The sequence below is a fragment of the Enterobacter sp. ZOR0014 genome (assembly GCF_000798855.1).
GTDB lineage: Bacteria > Pseudomonadota > Gammaproteobacteria > Enterobacterales > Enterobacteriaceae > Enterobacter > Enterobacter kobei.
On sequence record NZ_JTLF01000362.1, the window covers coordinates 1 to 20,705 of the forward strand.

20 protein-coding genes and 1 pseudogene are annotated in these 20,705 nt (G+C 55.6%); 12 read left to right on the forward strand and 9 right to left on the reverse strand.

Annotated features, from left to right (window positions below; all coding sequences use genetic code 11):
• Nucleotides 1–66 precede the first annotated feature (66 nt).
• The 4 genes from gyrB to dnaA are packed head-to-tail and all read right to left on the reverse strand — an operon-like array spanning nucleotide 67 to nucleotide 6,079.
• Nucleotides 67–2,478, reverse strand: a complete 2,412-nt coding sequence (gyrB, locus tag L977_RS20565) for a DNA topoisomerase (ATP-hydrolyzing) subunit B (protein WP_014881904.1) — start codon at nucleotides 2,476–2,478, stop codon at nucleotides 67–69.
• 28 nt (nucleotides 2,479–2,506) lie between these two features.
• On the reverse strand, nucleotides 2,507–3,580 hold the full coding sequence (gene recF / locus L977_RS20570) for a DNA replication/repair protein RecF (RefSeq protein ID WP_014881903.1): 1,074 nt from the start codon (nucleotides 3,578–3,580) through the stop codon (nucleotides 2,507–2,509).
• Nucleotides 3,580–4,680, reverse strand: a complete 1,101-nt coding sequence (gene dnaN, locus L977_RS20575) for a DNA polymerase III subunit beta (RefSeq protein ID WP_010426557.1) — start codon at nucleotides 4,678–4,680, stop codon at nucleotides 3,580–3,582. Before dnaN ends, recF begins: the two co-directional genes overlap by 1 nt.
• 4 nt (nucleotides 4,681–4,684) lie before the next feature.
• A complete protein-coding gene (gene dnaA / locus L977_RS20580) occupies nucleotides 4,685–6,079 on the reverse strand; it encodes a chromosomal replication initiator protein DnaA (protein WP_014881902.1) in 1,395 nt (464 codons plus the stop codon).
• Nucleotides 6,080–6,400: 321 nt separating this feature from the next.
• Between dnaA and L977_RS25310 the strand changes: the two are divergent.
• From L977_RS25310 to L977_RS20620, 11 genes and pseudogenes are all read left to right on the forward strand, one after another.
• Nucleotides 6,401–6,451: pseudogene (locus L977_RS25310) on the forward strand (hypothetical protein); the annotation flags it as partial.
• A gap of 228 nt (nucleotides 6,452–6,679) precedes the next feature.
• Nucleotides 6,680–6,820 (forward strand): 50S ribosomal protein L34, encoded by a 141-nt coding sequence (rpmH, locus tag L977_RS23375; protein WP_000831330.1) that lies wholly within the window; start codon nucleotides 6,680–6,682, stop codon nucleotides 6,818–6,820.
• Nucleotides 6,821–6,836: 16 nt separating this feature from the next.
• Nucleotides 6,837–7,196 (forward strand): ribonuclease P protein component, encoded by a 360-nt coding sequence (gene rnpA / locus L977_RS20585; RefSeq protein WP_014072458.1) that lies wholly within the window; start codon nucleotides 6,837–6,839, stop codon nucleotides 7,194–7,196.
• On the forward strand, nucleotides 7,160–7,417 hold the full coding sequence (gene yidD, locus L977_RS24110; RefSeq protein ID WP_001307474.1) for a membrane protein insertion efficiency factor YidD: 258 nt from the start codon (nucleotides 7,160–7,162) through the stop codon (nucleotides 7,415–7,417). The genes rnpA and yidD overlap by 37 nt, the downstream gene beginning before the upstream one ends.
• A gap of 2 nt (nucleotides 7,418–7,419) precedes the next feature.
• The gene (yidC, locus tag L977_RS20590; RefSeq protein ID WP_014881901.1) at nucleotides 7,420–9,063 is read left to right on the forward strand and encodes a membrane protein insertase YidC; all 1,644 of its coding nucleotides are present in this window, start codon (nucleotides 7,420–7,422) and stop codon (nucleotides 9,061–9,063) included.
• Between the two features lie 72 nt (nucleotides 9,064–9,135).
• Complete coding sequence (gene mnmE / locus L977_RS20595; protein ID WP_045134498.1) at nucleotides 9,136–10,500, forward strand: tRNA uridine-5-carboxymethylaminomethyl(34) synthesis GTPase MnmE; 1,365 nt, start codon at nucleotides 9,136–9,138, stop codon at nucleotides 10,498–10,500.
• Nucleotides 10,501–10,667: 167 nt separating this feature from the next.
• Entirely contained in the window at nucleotides 10,668–11,075 is a 408-nt protein-coding gene (locus tag L977_RS20600) for a GNAT family N-acetyltransferase (protein WP_045134499.1), read from the forward strand.
• Nucleotides 11,076–11,308: 233 nt separating this feature from the next.
• The gene (locus L977_RS20605) at nucleotides 11,309–12,484 is read left to right on the forward strand and encodes an MFS transporter (protein WP_047626845.1); all 1,176 of its coding nucleotides are present in this window, start codon (nucleotides 11,309–11,311) and stop codon (nucleotides 12,482–12,484) included.
• Nucleotides 12,453–13,424, forward strand: coding sequence for an HTH-type transcriptional regulator YidZ (gene yidZ, locus L977_RS20610; protein ID WP_047626846.1), 972 nt, complete (start codon nucleotides 12,453–12,455; stop codon nucleotides 13,422–13,424). Before L977_RS20605 ends, yidZ begins: the two co-directional genes overlap by 32 nt.
• A 122-nt stretch (nucleotides 13,425–13,546) precedes the next feature.
• The gene (locus L977_RS20615; protein WP_047626847.1) at nucleotides 13,547–14,293 is read left to right on the forward strand and encodes a 4'-phosphopantetheinyl transferase family protein; all 747 of its coding nucleotides are present in this window, start codon (nucleotides 13,547–13,549) and stop codon (nucleotides 14,291–14,293) included.
• 36 nt (nucleotides 14,294–14,329) lie between these two features.
• Nucleotides 14,330–14,896 carry an NADPH-dependent FMN reductase gene (locus tag L977_RS20620; RefSeq protein WP_014881896.1) on the forward strand — a complete coding sequence of 189 codons (567 nt, stop codon included), beginning with the start codon at nucleotides 14,330–14,332 and terminating at the stop codon, nucleotides 14,894–14,896.
• A 91-nt stretch (nucleotides 14,897–14,987) separates the two neighbouring features.
• Here the strand turns inward: L977_RS20620 and adeP are convergent, their stop codons facing one another.
• Nucleotides 14,988–16,325 (reverse strand): adenine permease AdeP, encoded by a 1,338-nt coding sequence (gene adeP, locus L977_RS20625; RefSeq protein ID WP_137675653.1) that lies wholly within the window; start codon nucleotides 16,323–16,325, stop codon nucleotides 14,988–14,990.
• A gap of 165 nt (nucleotides 16,326–16,490) precedes the next feature.
• On the opposite strand from adeP, the gene yieH reads away from it, so the two are divergent.
• Nucleotides 16,491–17,156, forward strand: coding sequence for a 6-phosphogluconate phosphatase (gene yieH, locus L977_RS20630; protein ID WP_045134502.1), 666 nt, complete (start codon nucleotides 16,491–16,493; stop codon nucleotides 17,154–17,156).
• Between the two features lie 82 nt (nucleotides 17,157–17,238).
• Here yieH and phoU read toward each other — a convergent pair whose 3' ends face one another.
• The 4 genes from phoU to pstC are packed head-to-tail and all read right to left on the reverse strand — an operon-like array spanning nucleotide 17,239 to nucleotide 20,648.
• Entirely contained in the window at nucleotides 17,239–17,964 is a 726-nt protein-coding gene (phoU, locus tag L977_RS20635) for a phosphate signaling complex protein PhoU (RefSeq protein WP_008500182.1), read from the reverse strand.
• A 13-nt stretch (nucleotides 17,965–17,977) separates the two neighbouring features.
• A complete protein-coding gene (pstB, locus tag L977_RS20640) occupies nucleotides 17,978–18,751 on the reverse strand; it encodes a phosphate ABC transporter ATP-binding protein PstB (RefSeq protein WP_010426574.1) in 774 nt (257 codons plus the stop codon).
• A 47-nt stretch (nucleotides 18,752–18,798) separates the two neighbouring features.
• Entirely contained in the window at nucleotides 18,799–19,689 is an 891-nt protein-coding gene (pstA, locus tag L977_RS20645) for a phosphate ABC transporter permease PstA (protein ID WP_014881893.1), read from the reverse strand.
• Entirely contained in the window at nucleotides 19,689–20,648 is a 960-nt protein-coding gene (pstC, locus tag L977_RS20650) for a phosphate ABC transporter permease PstC (protein ID WP_047626848.1), read from the reverse strand. Before pstC ends, pstA begins: the two co-directional genes overlap by 1 nt.
• Nucleotides 20,649–20,705: the final 57 nt, after the last annotated feature.

Sequence of the window (20,705 nt, forward strand, 5' to 3'; positions counted from 1 at the left end):
CGCGTTGCTTACCGGACCTACGAAACTGTAGCCCCGGTAAGCAACGCGCCACCGGGGACAAACGGGTTAAATATCGATATTCGCCGCTTTCAGCGCGTTCTCTTCGATGAAGGCACGGCGTGGTTCAACCGCATCGCCCATCAACGTCGTGAACAGCTGGTCGGCTGCAATCGCATCTTTCACGGTGACGCGCAGCATACGACGGCTTTCTGGATCCATGGTGGTTTCCCACAGCTGATCCGGGTTCATTTCACCCAGACCTTTATAACGCTGGATAGAAAGACCGCGACGGGACTCTTTCACCAGCCAGTCCAGCGCCTGCTCGAAGCTGGCTACCGGCTGACGGCGTTCACCACGTTCGATAAACGCATCGTCTTCGATCAGACCGCGCAGCTTCTCGCCGAGAGTGCAGATACGACGATATTCCGGACCGGTCACGAATTCATGCTCGAGCGGGTAGTCGGTGTCGACGCCGTGGGTGCGCACGCGAACAATCGGCTCGAACTGCTGGGCCGCGTTCTGCTGAACGTCAAATTTCCACTGGCTACCGTGCTGCTCTTTCTCGTTCAGCTCGCTCACCAGGGTGTTCACCCAGCGGGTAACTGCCTGTTCGTCGCTCAGTTCGGCTTCAGTCAGGGTTGGCTGATAGATCAGCTCCTTCAGCAGCGCTTTCGGATAACGACGCTCCATACGACCAATCATTTTCTGAGTGGCGTTGAACTCAGAAACCAGACGCTCCAGCGGCTCGCCGGCCAGTGCAGGGGCATGAGAGTTCGCGTGCAGGGTTGCACCGTCAAGCGCGATCGCGATTTGGTACTGATCCATCGCATCGTCATCTTTAATGTACTGTTCCTGCTTGCCTTTCTTCACTTTGTACAGCGGTGGCTGTGCAATGTAGACGTGGCCACGTTCAACGATTTCCGGCATCTGACGATAGAAGAAGGTCAACAGCAGCGTACGGATGTGCGAGCCGTCGACGTCCGCATCGGTCATGATGATGATGCTGTGATAACGCAGTTTGTCCGGGTTGTACTCGTCACGCCCAATACCGCAGCCCAGCGCGGTGATAAGCGTCGCTACTTCCTGAGAAGAGAGCATTTTGTCGAAGCGCGCCTTCTCAACGTTGAGGATTTTACCCTTCAACGGCAGGATTGCCTGGTTCTTACGGTTACGGCCCTGCTTCGCAGAACCGCCCGCGGAGTCCCCTTCCACAAGGTACAGTTCAGAGAGCGCCGGGTCACGTTCCTGGCAGTCAGCCAGCTTGCCTGGCAGACCCGCTAAGTCCAGAGCGCCTTTACGACGGGTCATTTCACGGGCTTTACGCGCCGCTTCACGAGCACGTGCCGCGTCAATAATTTTGCCGACAACGATTTTCGCGTCAGACGGGTTTTCCAGCAGGTATTCGCTCAGCAGTTCGTTCATCTGCTGTTCAACCGCCGATTTCACCTCAGAAGAGACCAGCTTATCTTTGGTCTGTGATGAGAACTTCGGATCCGGCACCTTCACGGAGACAACGGCAATCAAACCTTCACGGGCATCGTCGCCGGTGGCGCTGACTTTCGCTTTTTTGCTATAGCCTTCTTTGTCCATGTAGGCGTTCAGGGTACGGGTCATCGCCGCGCGGAAGCCCGCCAGGTGCGTACCGCCGTCACGCTGTGGAATGTTGTTGGTGAAGCAGTAGATGTTTTCCTGGAAACCATCGTTCCACTGCAGCGCCACTTCAACGCCGATACCGTCTTTTTCTGTGGAGAAGTAGAAGATATTCGGGTGAATTGGCGTTTTATTCTTGTTCAGATACTCAACGAACGCCTTGATCCCGCCTTCGTAGTGGAAGTGGTCTTCTTTGTTGTCACGCTTGTCGCGCAGACGAATCGACACACCGGAGTTCAGGAACGACAGTTCACGCAGGCGTTTCGCCAGGATGTCATACTCGAATTCGGTGACGTTGGTGAAGGTTTCGAGGCTCGGCCAGAAACGCACCATGGTACCGGTTTTGTCGGTGTCGCCAGTGACGGCCAGCGGTGCCTGCGGCACGCCGTGCGTATAAAGCTGACGGTGAATTTTGCCTTCACGCTGGATAACCAGCTCCAGCTTCTGCGACAGGGCGTTAACCACGGAGACGCCTACGCCGTGCAGGCCGCCGGAAACTTTATAGGAGTTATCGTCAAACTTACCGCCTGCGTGCAGAACGGTCATGATCACTTCCGCAGCAGAGACCCCCTCTTCCGGGTGAATACCGGTTGGGATGCCACGGCCATCATCAGTGACGGAGACGGAGTTGTCCGCATGGATGGTGACCACGATGTCTTTACAGTGACCCGCGAGCGCTTCGTCGATAGCGTTATCTACCACCTCGAATACCATGTGGTGCAGACCGGTGCCGTCATCCGTGTCGCCGATATACATACCCGGGCGCTTACGCACCGCATCCAGCCCTTTCAGGACTTTGATACTGGAGGAGTCATAAGAATTCGACATCAACGTTTCTCGCTCATTTCAACTTGGGTTAATCCGTTATTTTACCCTTTTCCACGGTAAACATCTTCGAATTTTCGTCCGACATGTCCATAACGTGTTCAGCGCTAATCGCGCTGACGAAAACCTGCGACTGCGTGGCTTTTAAGCGGCTGGCAAGCAGCCCGCGCCGCGCGTCGTCAAGTTCCGAGGCAAAATCATCTATCAGGTACAGGCAGCGTCGCCCGCTCTCGCGAGTGAGGAACTCTCCCTGCGCCAGGCGCAGTGCGCACATCAGGAGCTTGAGTTGCCCGCGCGACAATGTGTCTTCCACCGGCGCACCGTCGGCACGAATGCGGAAATCCGCCTTGTGCGGGCCGTGCGCGGTGTAGGTCAGCATGCGGTCGCGCTCGAAGTTTCTCTCTAACACCTCGGCATAATCCGTCTCTTTCTCCCAGCCGCGCTGGAAGGAGAAGGTGAGAGAGAACTCGGGTAAAAACTGTTTGCAGGTGTCGGCCATGTCTTCGGCGATACCTGCGCTGTATTCGGCACGCCAGCGGCTGATCTGTTCCGCGAGAGGGATAAGCTCCAAATCCCACGGGCGCAGCTGGGCGTAACGGGTGACCTGGCGCAACGCGGCGTTACGCTGCTTGAGCAGGCGCTTCAGGTTGCTCCAGGCGTTAAAGAAACCGGCTTCGTTGTGAAAGCATCCCCAGTCGAGGAATGCTCTTCTGTATTTGGGGCCGCCGTTGAGTAAAGTAAACCCCTCGGGCGTAATCAGCTGCATCGGCATGAGCAGCGCCAGCTCCGCCACCTTGTGGCCGTCGGTGCCGTCGATGCGTACCTTGCTGTCGCCCTGCTTGTCTTTGGTCAGGCCAATGGCGGTTTCTCGCTCCGCCCCCTGCAAACGCCCATGCAGAACAAAAGATTCCTGCTCGTGGCGAATGACGCGGCCAATCTGCAAACTGCGAAACGCCCGACCATGGCCGAGCGTATAGATGGCTTCCAGCACGCTGGTTTTGCCACTGCCGTTTGCGCCAACCAGGAAGTTAAAGCCAGGGGAGAGAGCGAGATCCGCGCTTTCGATGTTGCGAAAGTCGCGGATCAACAGACGGGTGAGCGACATTACAGTCTCATTGGCATGACAACATAAGCCGCGCTTTGGCTGGCAGCATCTTCAATCTGTACGCTCGATACGGAGTCGGTCAGCAGAATGCGCACGTTCTCGCATTTCAGCGCGTTCAACACGTCCAGCACATAGCTGACGTTGAAGCCGATTTCCATCTCGGTTCCGGCGTAGGTGACGTCCAGAATCTCTTCTGCCTCTTCCTGCTCCGGGTTATTGGCGGTGATTTTGATCTGGTTTTCACTCACGTACAGACGCACGCCGCGGAATTTCTCGTTAGAGAGAATGGCGGCACGGGCAAACGCCTGCTTGAGGCTATCGCAGCCCGCTTCCAGCGTCTTGTCCGGGTTCTTCGGCAATACGCGGCGATAATCCGGGAAACGGCCGTCAACCAGCTTCGAAGTGAAGACAAAATCGCCCACATGCGCGCGGATGTTGTTGCTGCCGATCTGCACGCGCAGCGGCGTGTCGCCACCGTCGAGCATACGCATCAGCTCAATCACCCCTTTACGCGGCACGATCACCGAATGGTTTGGCAGCGAGTCGCCAATCGGCATAGAACAGACCGCCAGACGGTGGCCGTCGGTCGCTACGGTACGCAGCTCTTCGCCTTCGGTTTCGAACAGCATGCCGTTTAAGTAGTAACGAACGTCCTGATGCGCCATGGAGAACTGCGTGGCTTCAATCAAACGCTTCATCGTCGCCTGCGGCAGGGTGAATTCAACTTCACTCTGCCAGTCGTCCAGGTTCGGGAAGTCTGCAGCAGGCAGCGTGGAGAGCGAAAAACGGCTGCGGCCAGAGCGCACCAGCATACGGTCGCCTTCCAGCTGCACGGCAATTTCAGCGCCTTCCGGCAGCCCACGGCAGATATCAAAGAATTTACGTGCCGGAACCGTGGTCGCGCCCGCGTCGTGCGGCTGCGTCAGCGTAACGCGCGCGATCATTTCCATTTCCAGATCTGTACCGGTCAGCGACAGCGTACCGTCCGCGACCTGAAGCAGCAGGTTTCCGAGAATAGGCAGCGTTGGGCGGCCACCTAATGGGCCACTCACCTGTTGCAGCGGTTTTAATAAATGTTCACGTTCAACGGTAAATTTCATAGCGTCACGATGATAGTGTTCTGATTAAATTGGAGAAATCTTCTTTTATGTCGTGGCTTTCTTCGCGTAACTGCTCAATCTTGCGGCACGCATGCAGCACGGTCGTATGGTCACGGCCACCAAACGCATCGCCGATTTCCGGCAGACTGTGGTTGGTTAACTCCTTTGCCAGCGCCATCGCCATCTGACGCGGACGCGCCACCGAGCGGGAACGACGTTTAGACAGTAAATCTGCCACTTTGATCTTGTAGTACTCGGCCACCGTCTTTTGAATATTGTCGATAGTGACCAGTTTTTCCTGCAATGCCAGCAGATCACGCAGCGCTTCTCGCACAAAATCGATGGTGATCGCACGACCGGTAAAGTTGGCATTGGCGATCACGCGGTTCAGTGCTCCTTCCAGCTCACGCACATTGGAACGAAGACGCTTGGCAATAAAGAACGCCACTTCACCCGGCAGGCGAATGTCGTTCTCATCGGCTTTTTTCATCAGGATCGCGACGCGGGTTTCCAGCTCCGGCGGCTCGATCGCCACGGTCAGGCCCCAGCCGAAGCGGGATTTCAGACGATCTTCAACGCCGTTGATCTCTTTAGGATAACGATCCGAGGTCAGAATGATCTGCTGATTACCTTCCAGCAGGGCGTTGAAGGTGTGGAAAAATTCTTCCTGCGATCGTTCTTTATTGGCAAAGAACTGGATGTCATCGATCAGCAGCGCATCAACGGAACGGTAGTAGCGTTTAAACTCTTCGATCGCATTGTTTTGCAGGGCTTTTACCATGTCCTGAACGAAGCGCTCGGAGTGCATATACACCACTTTCGCATTCGGCTTGCGGGCCATAATGCCGTTACCCACCGCGTGCAGCAGGTGCGTTTTACCCAGACCCGTGCCGCCATACAGGAACAGCGGGTTGTAGGCGCCACCGGGGTTATCAGCAACCTGACGAGCCGCCGCGCGCGCCAGCTGGTTCGACTTACCTTCAACGAAGTTATCGAACGTGTGCTTCACGTTAACGTTGGAGCGGTAGGTTGGCTCTGCGGGTGCAGGCACGTTATCCCAGCCCTGACGAGCAGGTGCAACGCGAGGGGCTGGCGCAGGAGCGGCCTGAGCTGGCGCTGCGACATTCACGGTTTCACGAACGGTTTGGGTGACGGGCCTGGTGCCCACTTCAAAACGCAGCTGCGGGACATCTGACCCGCAGAAATCGTTCAGCAGGCCATTGATGTTATTAAGGTACTTGTCTCTTACCCAATCGAGCACAAAACGGTTTGGCGCATACAAAGCCAGCGTGTTATCGCTCAGCTCCGCCTGCAACGGGCGGATCCACATACTGAATTCTGTGGCTGGTAACTCATCCTGCAATCGGGCAAGACACTGCTGCCAAAGCGAAAGTGACACGGCGGACTCCACTCGAACAATAAAAGAAAACTATTGAATATTCATGATTGTTGGCGCACATCGACATGACCCTGTGCAAAGGGTGACGTGCGAATTGCTATCTGCAATTTAATCCTGACCAGGATCCTGGGATCCCGATCGGGACCGCGGATCATAGCCTAAACTGAGCCAGAGATCTTCTGTTTCTCACAGATTCTTCCCGATTTATCCACAGGAAGATTCGAAACCGGGTAAGTGTAAACGATCCTGGCGCGAGTGCCTCGCGATTTAGCCCGCATATTGGAAAATTTAATGAGCAACGACAATTTATTGCTTAAATGATCTAACGAAGATCCGGGACGATCCTTGCGCTTTGTTGCCGAGCCCGTATAATCCTCGACCCGGCGCGTGATGCTCATCTTCCTGCGTCGTCCGTTGCTCATTTTCCACGCGAAATCGTGCGGAAATACGCGGGAAATAAGGAAAGAGAATTGACTCCGGAGTGTACAATTATTACAATCCGGCCTCTTTAATCACCCACGCTGAGGCGTTAGTCGTTCGAAACTCGTTCGGGTATACGCAAAAGTCAGTGAATTTATTCAAGTTTAGGTAGAAATCGCCATGAAACGCACTTTTCAACCGTCTGTACTGAAGCGCAACCGTTCTCACGGCTTCCGTGCTCGTATGGCTACTAAAAATGGTCGTCAGGTTCTGGCACGTCGTCGTGCTAAAGGCCGCGCTCGTCTGACCGTTTCCAAGTAATAAAGCTAACCCCTGAGTGGTTAAGCTCGCATTTCCCAGGGAGTTACGTTTGTTAACTCCCACTCATTTCACTTTCGTCTTCCAGCAGCCACAACGGGCTGGCACGCCGCAAATCACCATCCTCGGCCGCCAAAATTCGCTGGGGCATCCCCGCATCGGTCTCACAGTCGCCAAGAAAAACGTTAAGCGCGCGCATGAACGCAATCGGATTAAACGTCTGACGCGTGAAAGCTTCCGTTTACGTCAGCACGAACTGCCTTCTATGGATTTCGTGGTGGTGGCTAAAAAGGGGGTTGCCGACCTCGATAACCGTGCTCTCTCGGAAGCGTTGGAAAAATTATGGCGCCGCCACTGTCGCCTGGCTCACGGGTCCTGATAGCCCTCATTCGGGTCTATCAACGCCTGATTAGTCCGCTACTCGGGCCGCACTGCCGTTTCACACCAACATGCTCAAGCTACGGAATTGAGGCATTGCGCAGGTTTGGAGTGATAAAAGGCAGTTGGTTGACGGTGAAACGCGTATTAAAATGCCACCCTTTACACCCCGGTGGAGACGACCCCGTCCCCCCAGGACCTTTTGATACCAGAGAACACTAACGATGGATTCGCAACGCAATCTTCTTATCATCGCTTTGTTGTTCGTGTCTTTCATGATCTGGCAGGCATGGGAGCAGGATAAAAATCCTCAACCCCAGCAGCAGACCACGCAGACTACGACCACCGCAGCGGGTAGCGCCGCCGACCAGGGCGTACCGGCCAGTGGCCAGGGGAAACAGATTACGGTTAAGACCGATGTGCTTGAGCTGACTATCAACACCCGTGGTGGTGATGTTGAGCAGGCGCTGCTGTTGACCTACCCGAAAGAGCTGAAGTCTACCGAACCGTTCCAGTTACTGGAAACCACGCCAGAGTTTATCTACCAGGCGCAGAGCGGCCTGACCGGTCGTGATGGCCCGGATAACCCGGCTAACGGTGCGCGTCCACTGTATAACGTCGAGAGCGACACCTTTGCGCTGGCTGATGGCCAGAACGAACTCGTTATCCCGATGACCTATACCGACGCGGCAGGCAACACGTTCACCAAAACCTTCACCCTGAAACGCGGTGAATATGCGGTAAACGTGGGCTACAGCGTACAGAACACCGGTGCGAAACCGCTGGAACTGTCTACCTTCGGTCAGCTGAAGCAGTCCATCAATCTGCCGTCTCACCGTGACACCGGAAGCAGCAACTTCGCGCTGCACACCTTCCGTGGCGCGGCATACTCCACGCCTGACGCGAAGTATGAGAAATACAAGTTCGACACCATTGCCGATAACGAAAACCTGAACGTCAGTGCTAAAGGCGGTTGGGTGGCAATGCTGCAGCAGTATTTCGCGACTGCATGGGTGCCAAATAACGACGGTACCAATAACTTCTACACCGCGAACCTGGGCAACGGTATTGCAGCCATCGGCTACAAATCTCAGCCAGTTCTGGTTCAGCCGGGTCAAACCGGTAAGCTGGCAAGCACCCTGTGGGTCGGCCCGGAAATCCAGGACAAAATGGCTGCTGTTGCGCCGCACCTGGATCTGACCGTCGATTACGGTTGGTTGTGGTTCATCTCTCAGCCGCTGTTTAAGCTGCTGAAGTTCATCCACAGCTTCCTGGGTAACTGGGGCTTCTCCATCATCGTTATCACCTTTATCGTTCGTGGCATCATGTACCCGCTGACCAAAGCGCAGTACACCTCCATGGCGAAGATGCGTATGCTGCAGCCGAAGATTCAGGCAATGCGTGAGCGTCTGGGCGATGACAAACAGCGTCAGAGCCAGGAAATGATGGCCCTGTATAAAGCAGAGAAAGTGAACCCGCTGGGTGGTTGCTTCCCGCTGCTGATTCAGATGCCAATCTTCCTTGCGCTGTACTACATGCTGATGGGTTCCGTTGAGCTGCGCCATGCGCCGTTCGCCCTGTGGATCCATGACCTGTCTGCACAGGACCCGTACTACATCCTGCCGATCCTGATGGGCGTGACGATGTTCTTCATCCAGAAGATGTCGCCGACCACCGTGACCGACCCGATGCAGCAGAAGATCATGACCTTTATGCCAGTCATCTTCACCGTGTTCTTCCTGTGGTTCCCGTCAGGTCTGGTGCTGTACTATATCGTCAGCAACCTGGTGACCATCATCCAGCAGCAGCTGATTTACCGTGGTCTGGAAAAACGTGGCCTGCATAGCCGCGAAAAGAAAAAGTCCTGATCCGATAAGTTAACGCTAAAATAAGGGCGGTCGATTGACCGCCTTTTTTATTTGTATTGAACGAGAGCAACCATGAGCCATAACGACACTATCGTCGCCCAGGCAACCCCACCGGGACGCGGTGGTGTAGGTATTCTGCGCATCTCCGGCCTGAAGGCGCGCGAGGTGGCCGAAGCGGTGCTGGGTAAACTGCCAAAACCGCGCTACGCGGATTACCTGCCGTTTAAAGACAGCGACGGTACGCCGCTGGACCAGGGCATTGCGCTGTGGTTCCCCGGCCCGAACTCCTTTACCGGCGAAGACGTGCTGGAGCTGCAGGGCCACGGCGGCCCGGTGATCCTCGACCTGCTGTTAAAACGTATTCTGACCCTGCCGGGCCTGCGAATTGCGAAGCCGGGCGAGTTCTCCGAGCGTGCTTTTCTGAACGATAAGCTTGACCTGGCCCAGGCCGAGGCGATTGCCGACCTGATCGACGCCAGTTCTGAACAGGCGGCTCGCTCCGCCCTGAACTCGCTTCAGGGGGCATTTTCTGCCCGCGTGAATCACCTGGTGGAAGCACTTACTCACCTTCGGATCTACGTGGAAGCAGCTATCGACTTCCCTGATGAGGAGATCGACTTCCTCTCTGACGGAAAAATCGAAGCCCAGCTCAACCAGGTGATGAGCGACCTCGACGCGGTGCGCGCCGAGGCGCGTCAGGGCAGCCTGCTGCGCGAAGGGATGAAGGTGGTCATTGCCGGGCGCCCGAACGCCGGGAAATCGAGCCTGCTGAATGCCCTGGCGGGCCGTGAAGCGGCCATTGTGACCGACATTGCTGGTACCACCCGCGACGTGCTGCGCGAGCATATCCACATCGACGGGATGCCGCTGCACATTATCGATACCGCCGGTCTGCGCGATGCCAGCGATGAAGTTGAGCGTATCGGTATTGAACGCGCCTGGCAGGAGATCGAGCAGGCTGACCGCGTGCTGTTTATGGTGGACGGCACCACCACCGACGCCGTTGACCCGGCTGAGATCTGGCCAGATTTTATCGCCCGCCTGCCGGCTAAGCTGCCGATCACCGTAGTGCGCAACAAAGCAGACGTGACCGGTGAAACGCTGGGTATCAGCGATGTGAATGGTCACTCGCTCATTCGCCTGTCGGCGCGCACCGGTGAGGGCGTGGACGACCTGCGTAACCATCTCAAGCAGAGCATGGGCTTTGACACCAGCATGGAGGGCGGCTTCCTTGCGCGCCGTCGTCATCTGCAGGCGCTGGAAGAGGCGGCGAACCACCTCGTCCAGGGTAAAGCGCAGCTGATCGGCGCGTGGGCGGGTGAATTGCTGGCGGAAGAGCTGCGTCTGGCGCAGCAGAATCTAAGTGAGATCACCGGGGAGTTTACCTCGGACGATCTGCTGGGAAGGATTTTCTCGAGCTTCTGTATTGGCAAATAAGTTTTAGTCCATCCTCGTCCGTAAACGTCCACTAACCCGCATTAACTGTTTGTTAATGCGGGTTTTTACTATTCAGTTATTAAGAAGGCGAGATTCATTGGCAAAAGCTATTGCCACTACAGAGTCAGCCTGCTAATTATGTTGATTGTTTGCTAATGGTGATGGTCATGACTACCGAATATACCGTTGTTGAATCTGTTCCCTCTGCCGAAGATTTTTGTCGCTTACGAAATATATCAGGGTTGTCAGCACGCCCGCTTGAGGCTGCCAGGGTGGGTTTGCCGAGAAGCTGTTATGGCGTACACATTCTCTGGCAAGGAGTGCCTGTCGGCATGGGGCGTATCGTTGGAGATGGTGCATTAAACTTCGAGATAGTCGATATCGCCGTCGACCCCGTCCATCAGGGGCGTGGACTTGGCCGAATCATTATGGAAAACATTATTCAATGGCTGGACAGCAACGCTTATAAAGGCGCTTATGTCTCTCTGGTTGCTGATGTACCGGAACTCTACGCGAAGTTCGGTTTTGAGTTAGTCCGGCCGGAAAGCGAAGGAATGGCGAGAGTCTGGGGGTAATGTTGTCATCTGGATCAGCAAACATCCCGCTTTTGTGTCCTTGAATGTGCCCATAGCCATATTTTCAAGGCAACGCATCGCTGATAGATTAACGAGTTAGCTCGATTTTCCAGCTTCTGTATCGACTGCTAATCCATGGTGATTTCCTCCCAGGAAATCACCATTGTCCAAATGGCAACTCGCCTAATCCTTCTTCTCCCCCTATCCTGCTTGCCTGCATCCATGGGGGGTTTATGGCTCGTTTTCTGTTTTGTAGTTTTGCGCTCGTTCTGCTTTATCCGTCTGGCATTGATATGTATCTGGTGGGATTACCGCACATCGCCCGCGATCTGGGTGCCAGCGAAGCGCAGCTGCATATTGCGTTTTCGGCCTACCTCGCGGGGATGGCGTCGTCGATGGTGTTTGCCGGAAAAATTGCGGATAAGGCAGGTCGTCAGCCTGTCGCGATTACCGGTGCGATTGTGTTCGCGCTGGCATCGATACTGTGTTCCGTCGCCCAGGAAAGCACTCTGTTCCTGACAGGACGTTTTATTCAGGGGATTGGAGCGGGTGGCTGCTATGTGGTGGCCTTTGCGATCCTGCGCGATACCTTAAGCGCCCAGCGTCGCGCGAAGGTGCTCTCCATGCTGAACGGCATAACCTGCATCATCCCGGTGCTGGCTCCCGTCGTGGGCTATCTGATCATGCTGAAACTCCCGTGGCAAAGCCTGTTCTGGACCATGGCAGCCATGGGGGCGCTGGTGTTTGTCCTGTCGATTGCCGTGCTGAAAGAGACCCATCCGGGTTCGCAGAATAGCGGCCATACCGCAAGCATTCACCCGGCCGAGAAACTCATCAACCGCTTTTTCCTTAGTCGCCTGGCTGTCACTACGCTCAGCGTGGCGGTGATCCTGACCTATGTAAACGTTTCACCGGTTTTGCTGATGGAGACCATGGGATTCGATCGCGGAGAATATTCAACGGTGATGGCCTTAACCGCCATGGTCAGTATGGCCGTCTCCTTCTCCACTCCTTTTGCACTCAATATTTTCAGCCAGCGCATGCTGATGCTGACCTCGCAGGTGCTGTTCCTCGCTGCAGGTCTGATCCTGGCGACGGCAAGCTCACATGCGGTGATGCTGGTGGGCATTACCCTCATTTGCGCCGGATTCTCGGTTGGTTTTGGCGTCGCGATGAGTCAGGCGCTCGGCCCGTTCTCGCTGCGGGCAGGCGTGGCAAGCTCGGTGCTGGGGATCGCGCAGGTCTGCGGTTCATCGCTGTGGATTTGGCTGGTGGCGGTCATCGGACTTAACGCGCTCAATATGCTGATCGGGATTCTGATTGGCTGTAGCATGGTCTGCATCACTTTACTTTTGGTTATCCAGCCTGCGGCAAACTATGAAGAAGCCCATCAGCAATCTCGATCTTAACCTTTTGCTTTGTCTGCAGCTTTTGCTGCAGGAGCGCAGCGTCACCAAAGCCGCAAAGCGGATGAACGTCACGCCGTCAGCGGTAAGTAAATCACTGGGCAAGCTGCGCGACTGGTTCGACGACCCGCTGTTTGTCAAAACGCCGTTAGGGCTACTGCCCACGCCGCTAACGGTCAGCCTGGAGCAGGACCTGGCGGACTGGATGCAAATCGGCAACCAGATCCTCGACAAATTCCATCATGATTCGCCGGGCGGGCTAACGTTCATGCTGGCTGCAGAAACGCCGTTGATGCTGATCCGCTTTAATGACCTGCTGGAACAGGTGAACCAGCGCTATCCGCAGGCAACGGTGAAAATGCGTCACTGGGATTACGATTCGCTGGACGCCATTACGCGCGGGGAAGTGGATGTGGGCTTCACCGGTCGCGAAACGCACCCGCGCTCGCGGGAACTGCTGAAACTGATGCCGTGGTTTATCGACTACGAAATCCTGTTTAGCGACCGTCCGTGCGTCTATCTGCGCGAGGACCATCCGGCACTTCAGGAAGAGTGGGATCTGGAGACCTTCCTGCGCTACCCCCATATCAGCAACTTCTGGGAACGCAGCGACACCTGGGCGCTTGATGAAGTTCTCAAGGAGATGGGACGTGAGCGCACCATCGCCATGAGCCTGCCGGGCTTCGAACAGGCGATGTTTATGGCGGCTCAGCCCGGTCATAACTATATCGCCACCGCTCCGCACTACTGCCATCACTATAATCACCTCCACCAGCGGAAGCTGATCGCGCTTCCCATTCCCATTGACGAAGCGCAGGCTGAAAAGCTGACCGTTCCCTTCACGCTGATCTGGCATAAACGGAACAGCCATAATCCGAAAATCCTCTGGCTACGGGAGACCATCAAGGCCTTATACGGTGCCAACAGTCCGATTTTTGCCTAAGAAAATGTAAAGTTCGGTCCTAAGGCTTCTCTTACGCCCATTTACTGATTAAAACAGGAGGCAAGTTGAGCGATAATCATGTAACCGTTTAACCGAATACGACCATTATCAAGGAGCGAAAAATGGCAACGCACTTTGCAAGAGGGATACTCACAGAAGGACGTCTCGTATCGGCCAGAATCTCTTCCGCCTGTCACAGTGAGGCGCTCAAACTCCCCGAACACCGCAGAACGCGTTTTTTAGCGTCCAGAGCGCTGCTCGCAGAACTGATGTTCATGCTGTATGGCACCAGCGAACTGCCTGGGATCATCACCCAACCCGAAGGCCGCCCGGTCTTTGCCGACCCGGATCTCCCCCGTTTTTCTATTGCCTACACGGGGAATATCATTGGTGTAGCGCTAACCACCGAGGGGGATTGCGGGCTGGATATGGAGCTTCAGCGTGCAACGCGAGGATTCCACGGTGCAAGCCCGCACGATGACTACCCGCTCTCAAGTAATGAAAAACTCTGGGTGCGCAACCAAACCGATCCCGTCGAGGCCAGAGCTCAGCTCATCACCCTGCGCCAGAGCATCCGCAAGCTCTGCGGTTGTGCCTCAGATGACGCCCGTCAGTTGCAGCTGTTGCCAGGCTCCGGACGCCTGCGTGCCGCTCAGGCAACGCTTGTAGAAGCGCTCAGCGATGCAGAAGATGTGTTGATATGGTCCGTTGCCGTCAGCCCCGCCATCGAACGGCTAAAGGTTTGGGCATTTGACAGTAAAGAGGGATGGCGTACTCTTCCGGATGTGCCCGAGCGAGCCAACGAACCCGCCGCACGTCTGATGCGATTAACCAGCTTACCGGCAGAAAAAGCATACATCCTTAGCTGATCCATTCAGGGTCATCATGATGAAACAGGAGTAATCATGTCTGATACGTTGAAAGTTGTTACGTTACTGGGAAGCCTGCGCAAAGGTTCATTTAACGGGATGGTTGCCCGCACGCTGCCACAGCTGGCACCGGCAGGTATGGAGATTAGCGCCCTGCCGTCTATTGGTGACATCCCGCTGTATGATGCAGATGTCCAGCAGGAAGAAGGGTTCCCGCAGAGCGTTGAGGCGCTGGCAGATCAGATCCGCCAGGCCGACGGCGTGGTCATTGTCACCCCGGAGTATAACTACTCGGTTCCGGGTGGCCTGAAGAATGCCATCGACTGGCTGTCCCGTTTACCTGAGCAGCCGCTGGCGGGTAAACCGGTACTCATCCAGACCAGTTCTATGGGTGCCATTGGTGGCGCACGCTGCCAGTACCACCTGCGCCAGATCCTGGTATTCCTGGATGCGATGGTGATGAACAAGCCGGAGTTTATGGGTGGCGTGATTCAGAACAAGGTCGACCCGCAGACGGGTGACGTGGTGGACCAGAGCACGCGTGACCATCTGTCTGGTCAGCTGACGGCGTTTGGGGATTATATTAAGCGGGTTAAAGCCTGATAAAAAAGCCCGGTGGCGCTAGCGCTTACCGGGCCTACACTCTTCAGTAGGTCAGGTAAGCGAAGCGCCACCTGACACCACAAACCGCACCTTAGTGCGCATCGATAAACACAATCTTCAGCACAAACAGCAGCGCAACAACAATCACGCACGGGCTGAGATCGCGGAAGCGGCCGGTACCGATCTTCATCACGCAGTACGAGATAAAGCCCAGCGCGATACCTTCGGTGATCGAGAAGCTGAATGGCATCATCACGGCGGTAATAAACGCCGGCACCGCTTCGGTTAAATCATCCCACTTCACGCGTGACAGGCTGGAGGTCATCAGCACCCCCACGTAAATCAGCGCGCCAGCTGCCGCATACGGAGGAACCATACCCGCCAGCGGAGAGAGGAAGATCACCAGCAGGAACAAAATACCCACCACCACTGCCGTCAGGCCGGTACGACCGCCCACGGACACGCCGGAAGAGGATTCAATGTAAGCGGTAACAGACGAGGTGCCGATGAAAGAGCCCGCGACGGAAGAGATGCTATCCACAAACAGCGCCTGCTTCATGCGTGGGAATTTCCCTTTCTCATCCGCCAGACCTGCTTTGTCCGTCACGCCAATCAGCGTACCGGAGGAGTCAAACAGGTTGACCAGCATGAAGGAGAAAATCACACCCGCCAGGCCCAGGTTCAGGGAGCCCGCCAGGTCAACGTGACCAATCACGGTTGAAACGCTCGGTGGCGCAGAGACGATACCGTTATAGTGAACGTCGCCCAGCATCCAGCCCAGTAAGGTCGTGACCACGATGGACACCAGCACCGCCGCATGAATATTGCGGGAGGCCAGGATCGCAATGATGAAGAAGCCCAGCACGCCCAGCAGCACGTTATGCGAGGTCAGATGACCAATGCTCACCAGCGTTTCCGGGTTCGCAACGATCACACCGGCGTTTTTCAGCCCCATCATACCGATGAACAGACCAATACCGCTGGTAATACCCACGCGCAGGCTCACCGGAATGTTCGCGATCATCCAGTAACGTACGCGGAAAATGGTCAGCAGCAGCAGACCAATAGCGCCCCAGAAAATCGCGCCCATGCCTACCTGCCACGGCAGCCCCATCGCCTGAACCACCACGAACGCGAAGAAGGCGTTCAGACCCATAGCGGGAGCCAGCGCAACCGGCAGGTTAGCGAACACGCCCATCAGGATGCTGCCAAGCGCCGCAATCAGACAGGTAGTCACAAAGACGGCGCTGGTATCCATGCCAGCAACGCCCAGAATTTGAGGGTTCACAAAAACGATGTAGACCATCGTCAGGAAGGTGGTGAAACCGGCGATCACTTCGGTGCGTGCCGTTGTGCCGTGCTCGCGCAGTTTAAACACGCGCTCAAGCAGACCCTGACCAGATGTCTGGGTAGTGTGTTGTTGACTCATCATCAATTTCCGAACAAGGAGGGAAAATTCGTCGCTATCCTATACCAAAATGCGACAATAGTGGCGGTTACGTGATACTTTTTTCATTGATTTTGCTTATACGGCAACGATTGCGTCCCGGCGAACTGCCGTACGAAAACGTTAAACTTGTTAAAAGGGAAAGGCATGTCCGGAATTGAAGCGGTATTTTTTGACTGCGACGGTACGCTGGTCGACAGTGAGGTCATTTGTTCCCGCGCGTATGTCACCATGTTCCAGGAATTTGGCATTACGCTGGAGCTCGAAGAGGTGTTTAAGCGCTTTAAGGGCGTGAAGCTCTACGAGATTATCGACATCATTAACGAAGAACACGGTGTCTTTCTGGCAAAAGCGGATCTGGAGCCGGTGTATCGCGCCGAGGTTGCACGCCTGTTCGACTCAGAGCTGGAAGTCATAGCAGGCGCAAACACGCTGCTGGATGCGATGACGGTGCCGATCTGCGTGGTCTCTAACGGTCCGGTCAGCAAAATGCAGCACTCGCTCGGCAAGCTTGAAATGTTGCACCATTTCCCGGAAAAACTGTTCAGCGGCTACGATATCCAGCGCTGGAAGCCCGACCCGGCGCTGATGTTCCATGCGGCGAAAGCGATGAACGTCAACGTCGAGAACTGCATTCTGGTGGATGACTCGTCTGCGGGTGCGCAGTCCGGCATTGATGCAGGGATGGAGGTGTTTTACTTCTGTGCCGATCCGCACAACAAGCCGATCGTTCATCCAAACGTGACGACCTTTACCGATCTGGCGCAGTTGCCGGAGCTGTGGAAAGCGCGCGGGTGGGATATTACTCGGTAGTGTTTCCCCTCTCCCAAAGGGAGAGGGAGAAAACCAGTTAGAGCGTAGGGCGGGTAAGCGCTAGCGCCACCCGCCACAAAAATCACTCTTTCGGGTCTTTACCCGCCAGCAGCTTGTCCAGCTCGTCGCCGCCGACGTGACGGAAGTCCTGACCCTTCACGAAGTAGAAAATGTATTCGCAAATGTTCTGGCAGCGGTCGCCGATACGCTCGATGGAGCGCGCGCAGAACAGAGCGGTCAGCACGCTTGGGATGGTACGGGAGTCTTCCATCATGTAGGTCATCAGCTGACGCACGATGCCTTCATACTCCTGGTCGACCTTCTTGTCTTCCCGGTAGATACGCACCGCTTCGTCCAGATCCATACGCGCAAAAGCATCCAGCACGTCGTGCAGCATCTGCACGGTGTGCCGACCCAGTGACTCCAGGCTCACCAGCAGCGGCTGGTGCTGCTGAGAGAATTTCTCCAGCGCGGTGCGGCAGATTTTGTCGGCCACGTCACCAATACGCTCCAGCTCGGCGATGGTTTTGATGATGGCCATCACCAGACGCAGATCGCTCGCCGTCGGCTGACGTTTCGCGATAATGCGCACGCACGCTTCGTCGATGGCGACTTCCATCATGTTGACGTTCTTGTCGCCTTCAATGACGCGCTTCGCCAGCTCGCTGTCCTGGTTGTGCATCGCCGTAATCGCATCGGAAAGCTGCTGTTCAACCATGCCACCCATGGTCATCACCTGCGTGCGAATACTCTCCAGCTCTGCGTTGAACTGGCCAGAAATGTGTTTGTTAAGATTGAGGTTGTCCATGATTCACTCCAAATCAACCGTAGCGGCCAGTAATGTAATCTTCGGTTTGTTTCTTCGCAGGCCTGGTGAACAGCGCGTCCGTATCGCTGAACTCGATCAGCTCGCCCAGGTACATAAACGCGGTGTGATCGGAGCAACGCGCAGCCTGCTGCATGTTGTGGGTCACGATAACCACGGTGTAATCCTGCTTCAGCTCGGTGATCAGCTCTTCAATACGGCCAGTTGAGATCGGGTCCAGCGCTGAACACGGCTCATCAAGCAGCAACACTTCCGGGCGAATAGCAATACCGCGCGCAATGCATAGACGCTGCTGCTGACCACCGGACAGAGAGTACCCGCTCTGGTGAAGTTTATCTTTGGTTTCGTTCCATAATGCGGCCTTGGTCAACGCCCACTGCACGCGCTCGTCCATATCGGCACGGGAAAGCTTTTCAAACAGACGAACCCCAAAGGCGATGTTGTCATAAATGGACATCGGGAACGGCGTCGGTTTCTGGAACACCATCCCCACTTTGGCGCGCAGCAGGGCGATATCCTGCGCCTGGGTCAGAATGTTTTCACCGTCCAGGATGATTTCACCTTCAGCACGCTGCTCCGGATAGAGCGAATACATTTTGTTAAAGGTACGCAACAGCGTGGATTTACCACAGCCAGACGGACCGATAAATGCCGTGACCTGGTTCTTCGCGATATCCAGGTTGATGTTCTTCAGGGCATGGAATTTGCCGTAGTAGAAGTTCAAATCACGAACCTGAATCTTACCCGGGGCAGTATCAACCATACTCATTGACTCTTTTCCTCATTCGGCGCCGCGAGCTGCCGCGCCGTAAAAAATTAACCGTGTTTCTTCTTCGCGAAAATGACGCGCGCCAGAATGTTCAGCAACAGTACGCAAAGGGTGATGATCAGCACCCCGGCCCAGGCCAGCTGCTGCCATTCCGCGAATGGGCTCATCGCAAATTTAAAGATCGTCACCGGCAGGTTGGCGATCGGCTGCATCATGTCCGTGCTCCAGAACTGGTTGGAGAGGGCAGTAAACAGCAGCGGAGCCGTTTCACCGGCAATACGGGCGATAGCCAGCAGAATCCCGGTCATGATCCCGGAGACCGACGCTTTCAGCGTAATCGCAGAGATCATTTTCCACTTCGGCGTACCCAGCGCATAAGCCGCTTCACGCAGGCTGTCCGGCACCAGTTTCAGCATGTTCTCGGTGGTACGAATCACAATAGGCACCTGCAGCAGCGCCAGCGCAATCACACCCGCCCAGCCGGAGAAGTGTTCCATTTGCGCAACCACGATGGTGTAAACAAACAGACCCACGACAATCGACGGAGCAGAAAGCAGGATGTCATTAATGAAGCGAATCACCTCAGCCAGCCAGGATTTACGCCCGTACTCTGCCAGGTAGATACCCGCCATAATGCCCAGCGGCGTACCGAACACGGTCGCCCACAGGATCAGTAATCCACTCCCCGCCAGGGCGTTCGCCAGACCACCACCCGCCGTGTTTGGCGGCGGCGTCATTTCGGTGAACAGCGCCAGCGACATGCCATCAATACCACGGGTGATGGTAGACATCAGGATCCAGATCAGCCAGAACAGGCCGAACGCCATCGTCGCCATGGAAAGCGTCAGCGCAATGCGGTTTTTGAAACGACGCTTTGCCTGCATTTTGCGGCGGGATTCCGCCAGCTGAGCGGTGCTTTGCATTTCGAGAGTCGCCATCAGCGTGCCCCCTCATTTTTCGCGAGACGCAGGATCATCAGCTTGGAAATCGCCAGAACAATGAAGGTGATAACGAACAGAATCAGACCCAGTTCCATCAGCGCCGCGACGTGCAGCCCGGATTCCGCTTCGGCAAACTCGTTCGCCAGCGCAGAGGTAATACTGTTACCCGGCATATACAGAGAGGCGCTGTCGAGCTGGTAGGTGTTACCGATGATAAAGGTGACCGCCATGGTTTCACCCAACGCACGGCCTAATCCCAGCATGACGCCGCCGATCACCCCATTTTTGGTGAACGGAAGGACAATGCGCCAGATGACTTCCCAGGTGGTGCAGCCGATGCCGTAGGCCGACTCTTTCATCATCACCGGCGTTTGTTCAAAGACATCGCGCATAACCGCCGCAATGTACGGAATAATCATGATGGCGAGGATCACCCCTGCCGCAAGAATACCAATACCGAATGCCGGGCCTGAGAAGAGGGCGCCCACAAACGGAATGGCAGAAAGAACATTTCCCACCGGCTCCTGGAAGTATGTGGCAAACAGCGGCGCAAAGATAAACAGGCCCCACATGCCGTACACAATACTTGGAATGGCCGCCAGCAGTTCAATGGCGATGCCCAGCGGACGACGCAGCCAGCCTGGCGCCAGCTCCGTCAGGAACAGGGCAATACCGAAGCTTACCGGAACCGCAATCAGCAGAGCGATGAACGAGGTCACCAGCGTGCCGTAAATGGGCACCAGTGCACCGTAAACGTCGTTCGGCGCATCCCACTCTTTGGTCCACAGGAAGGAGAAACCGAATTTCTGAATGCTCGGCCAGGAGGAGAAAATCAGAGACACGATAATGCCGCCCAGCAGCAATAGCACAATCAGCGCAGCCAGTTTGACCAGCGCGCTGAAAATCATGTCACCTTTTTTACCCGGAGGGTTAAATGCAGGCTTGGTTGCAGCCATAAATCACTCTTCTGTTAAACGCGTTTACGAAATCGGCGGGTAAGCGCAAGCGCCGCC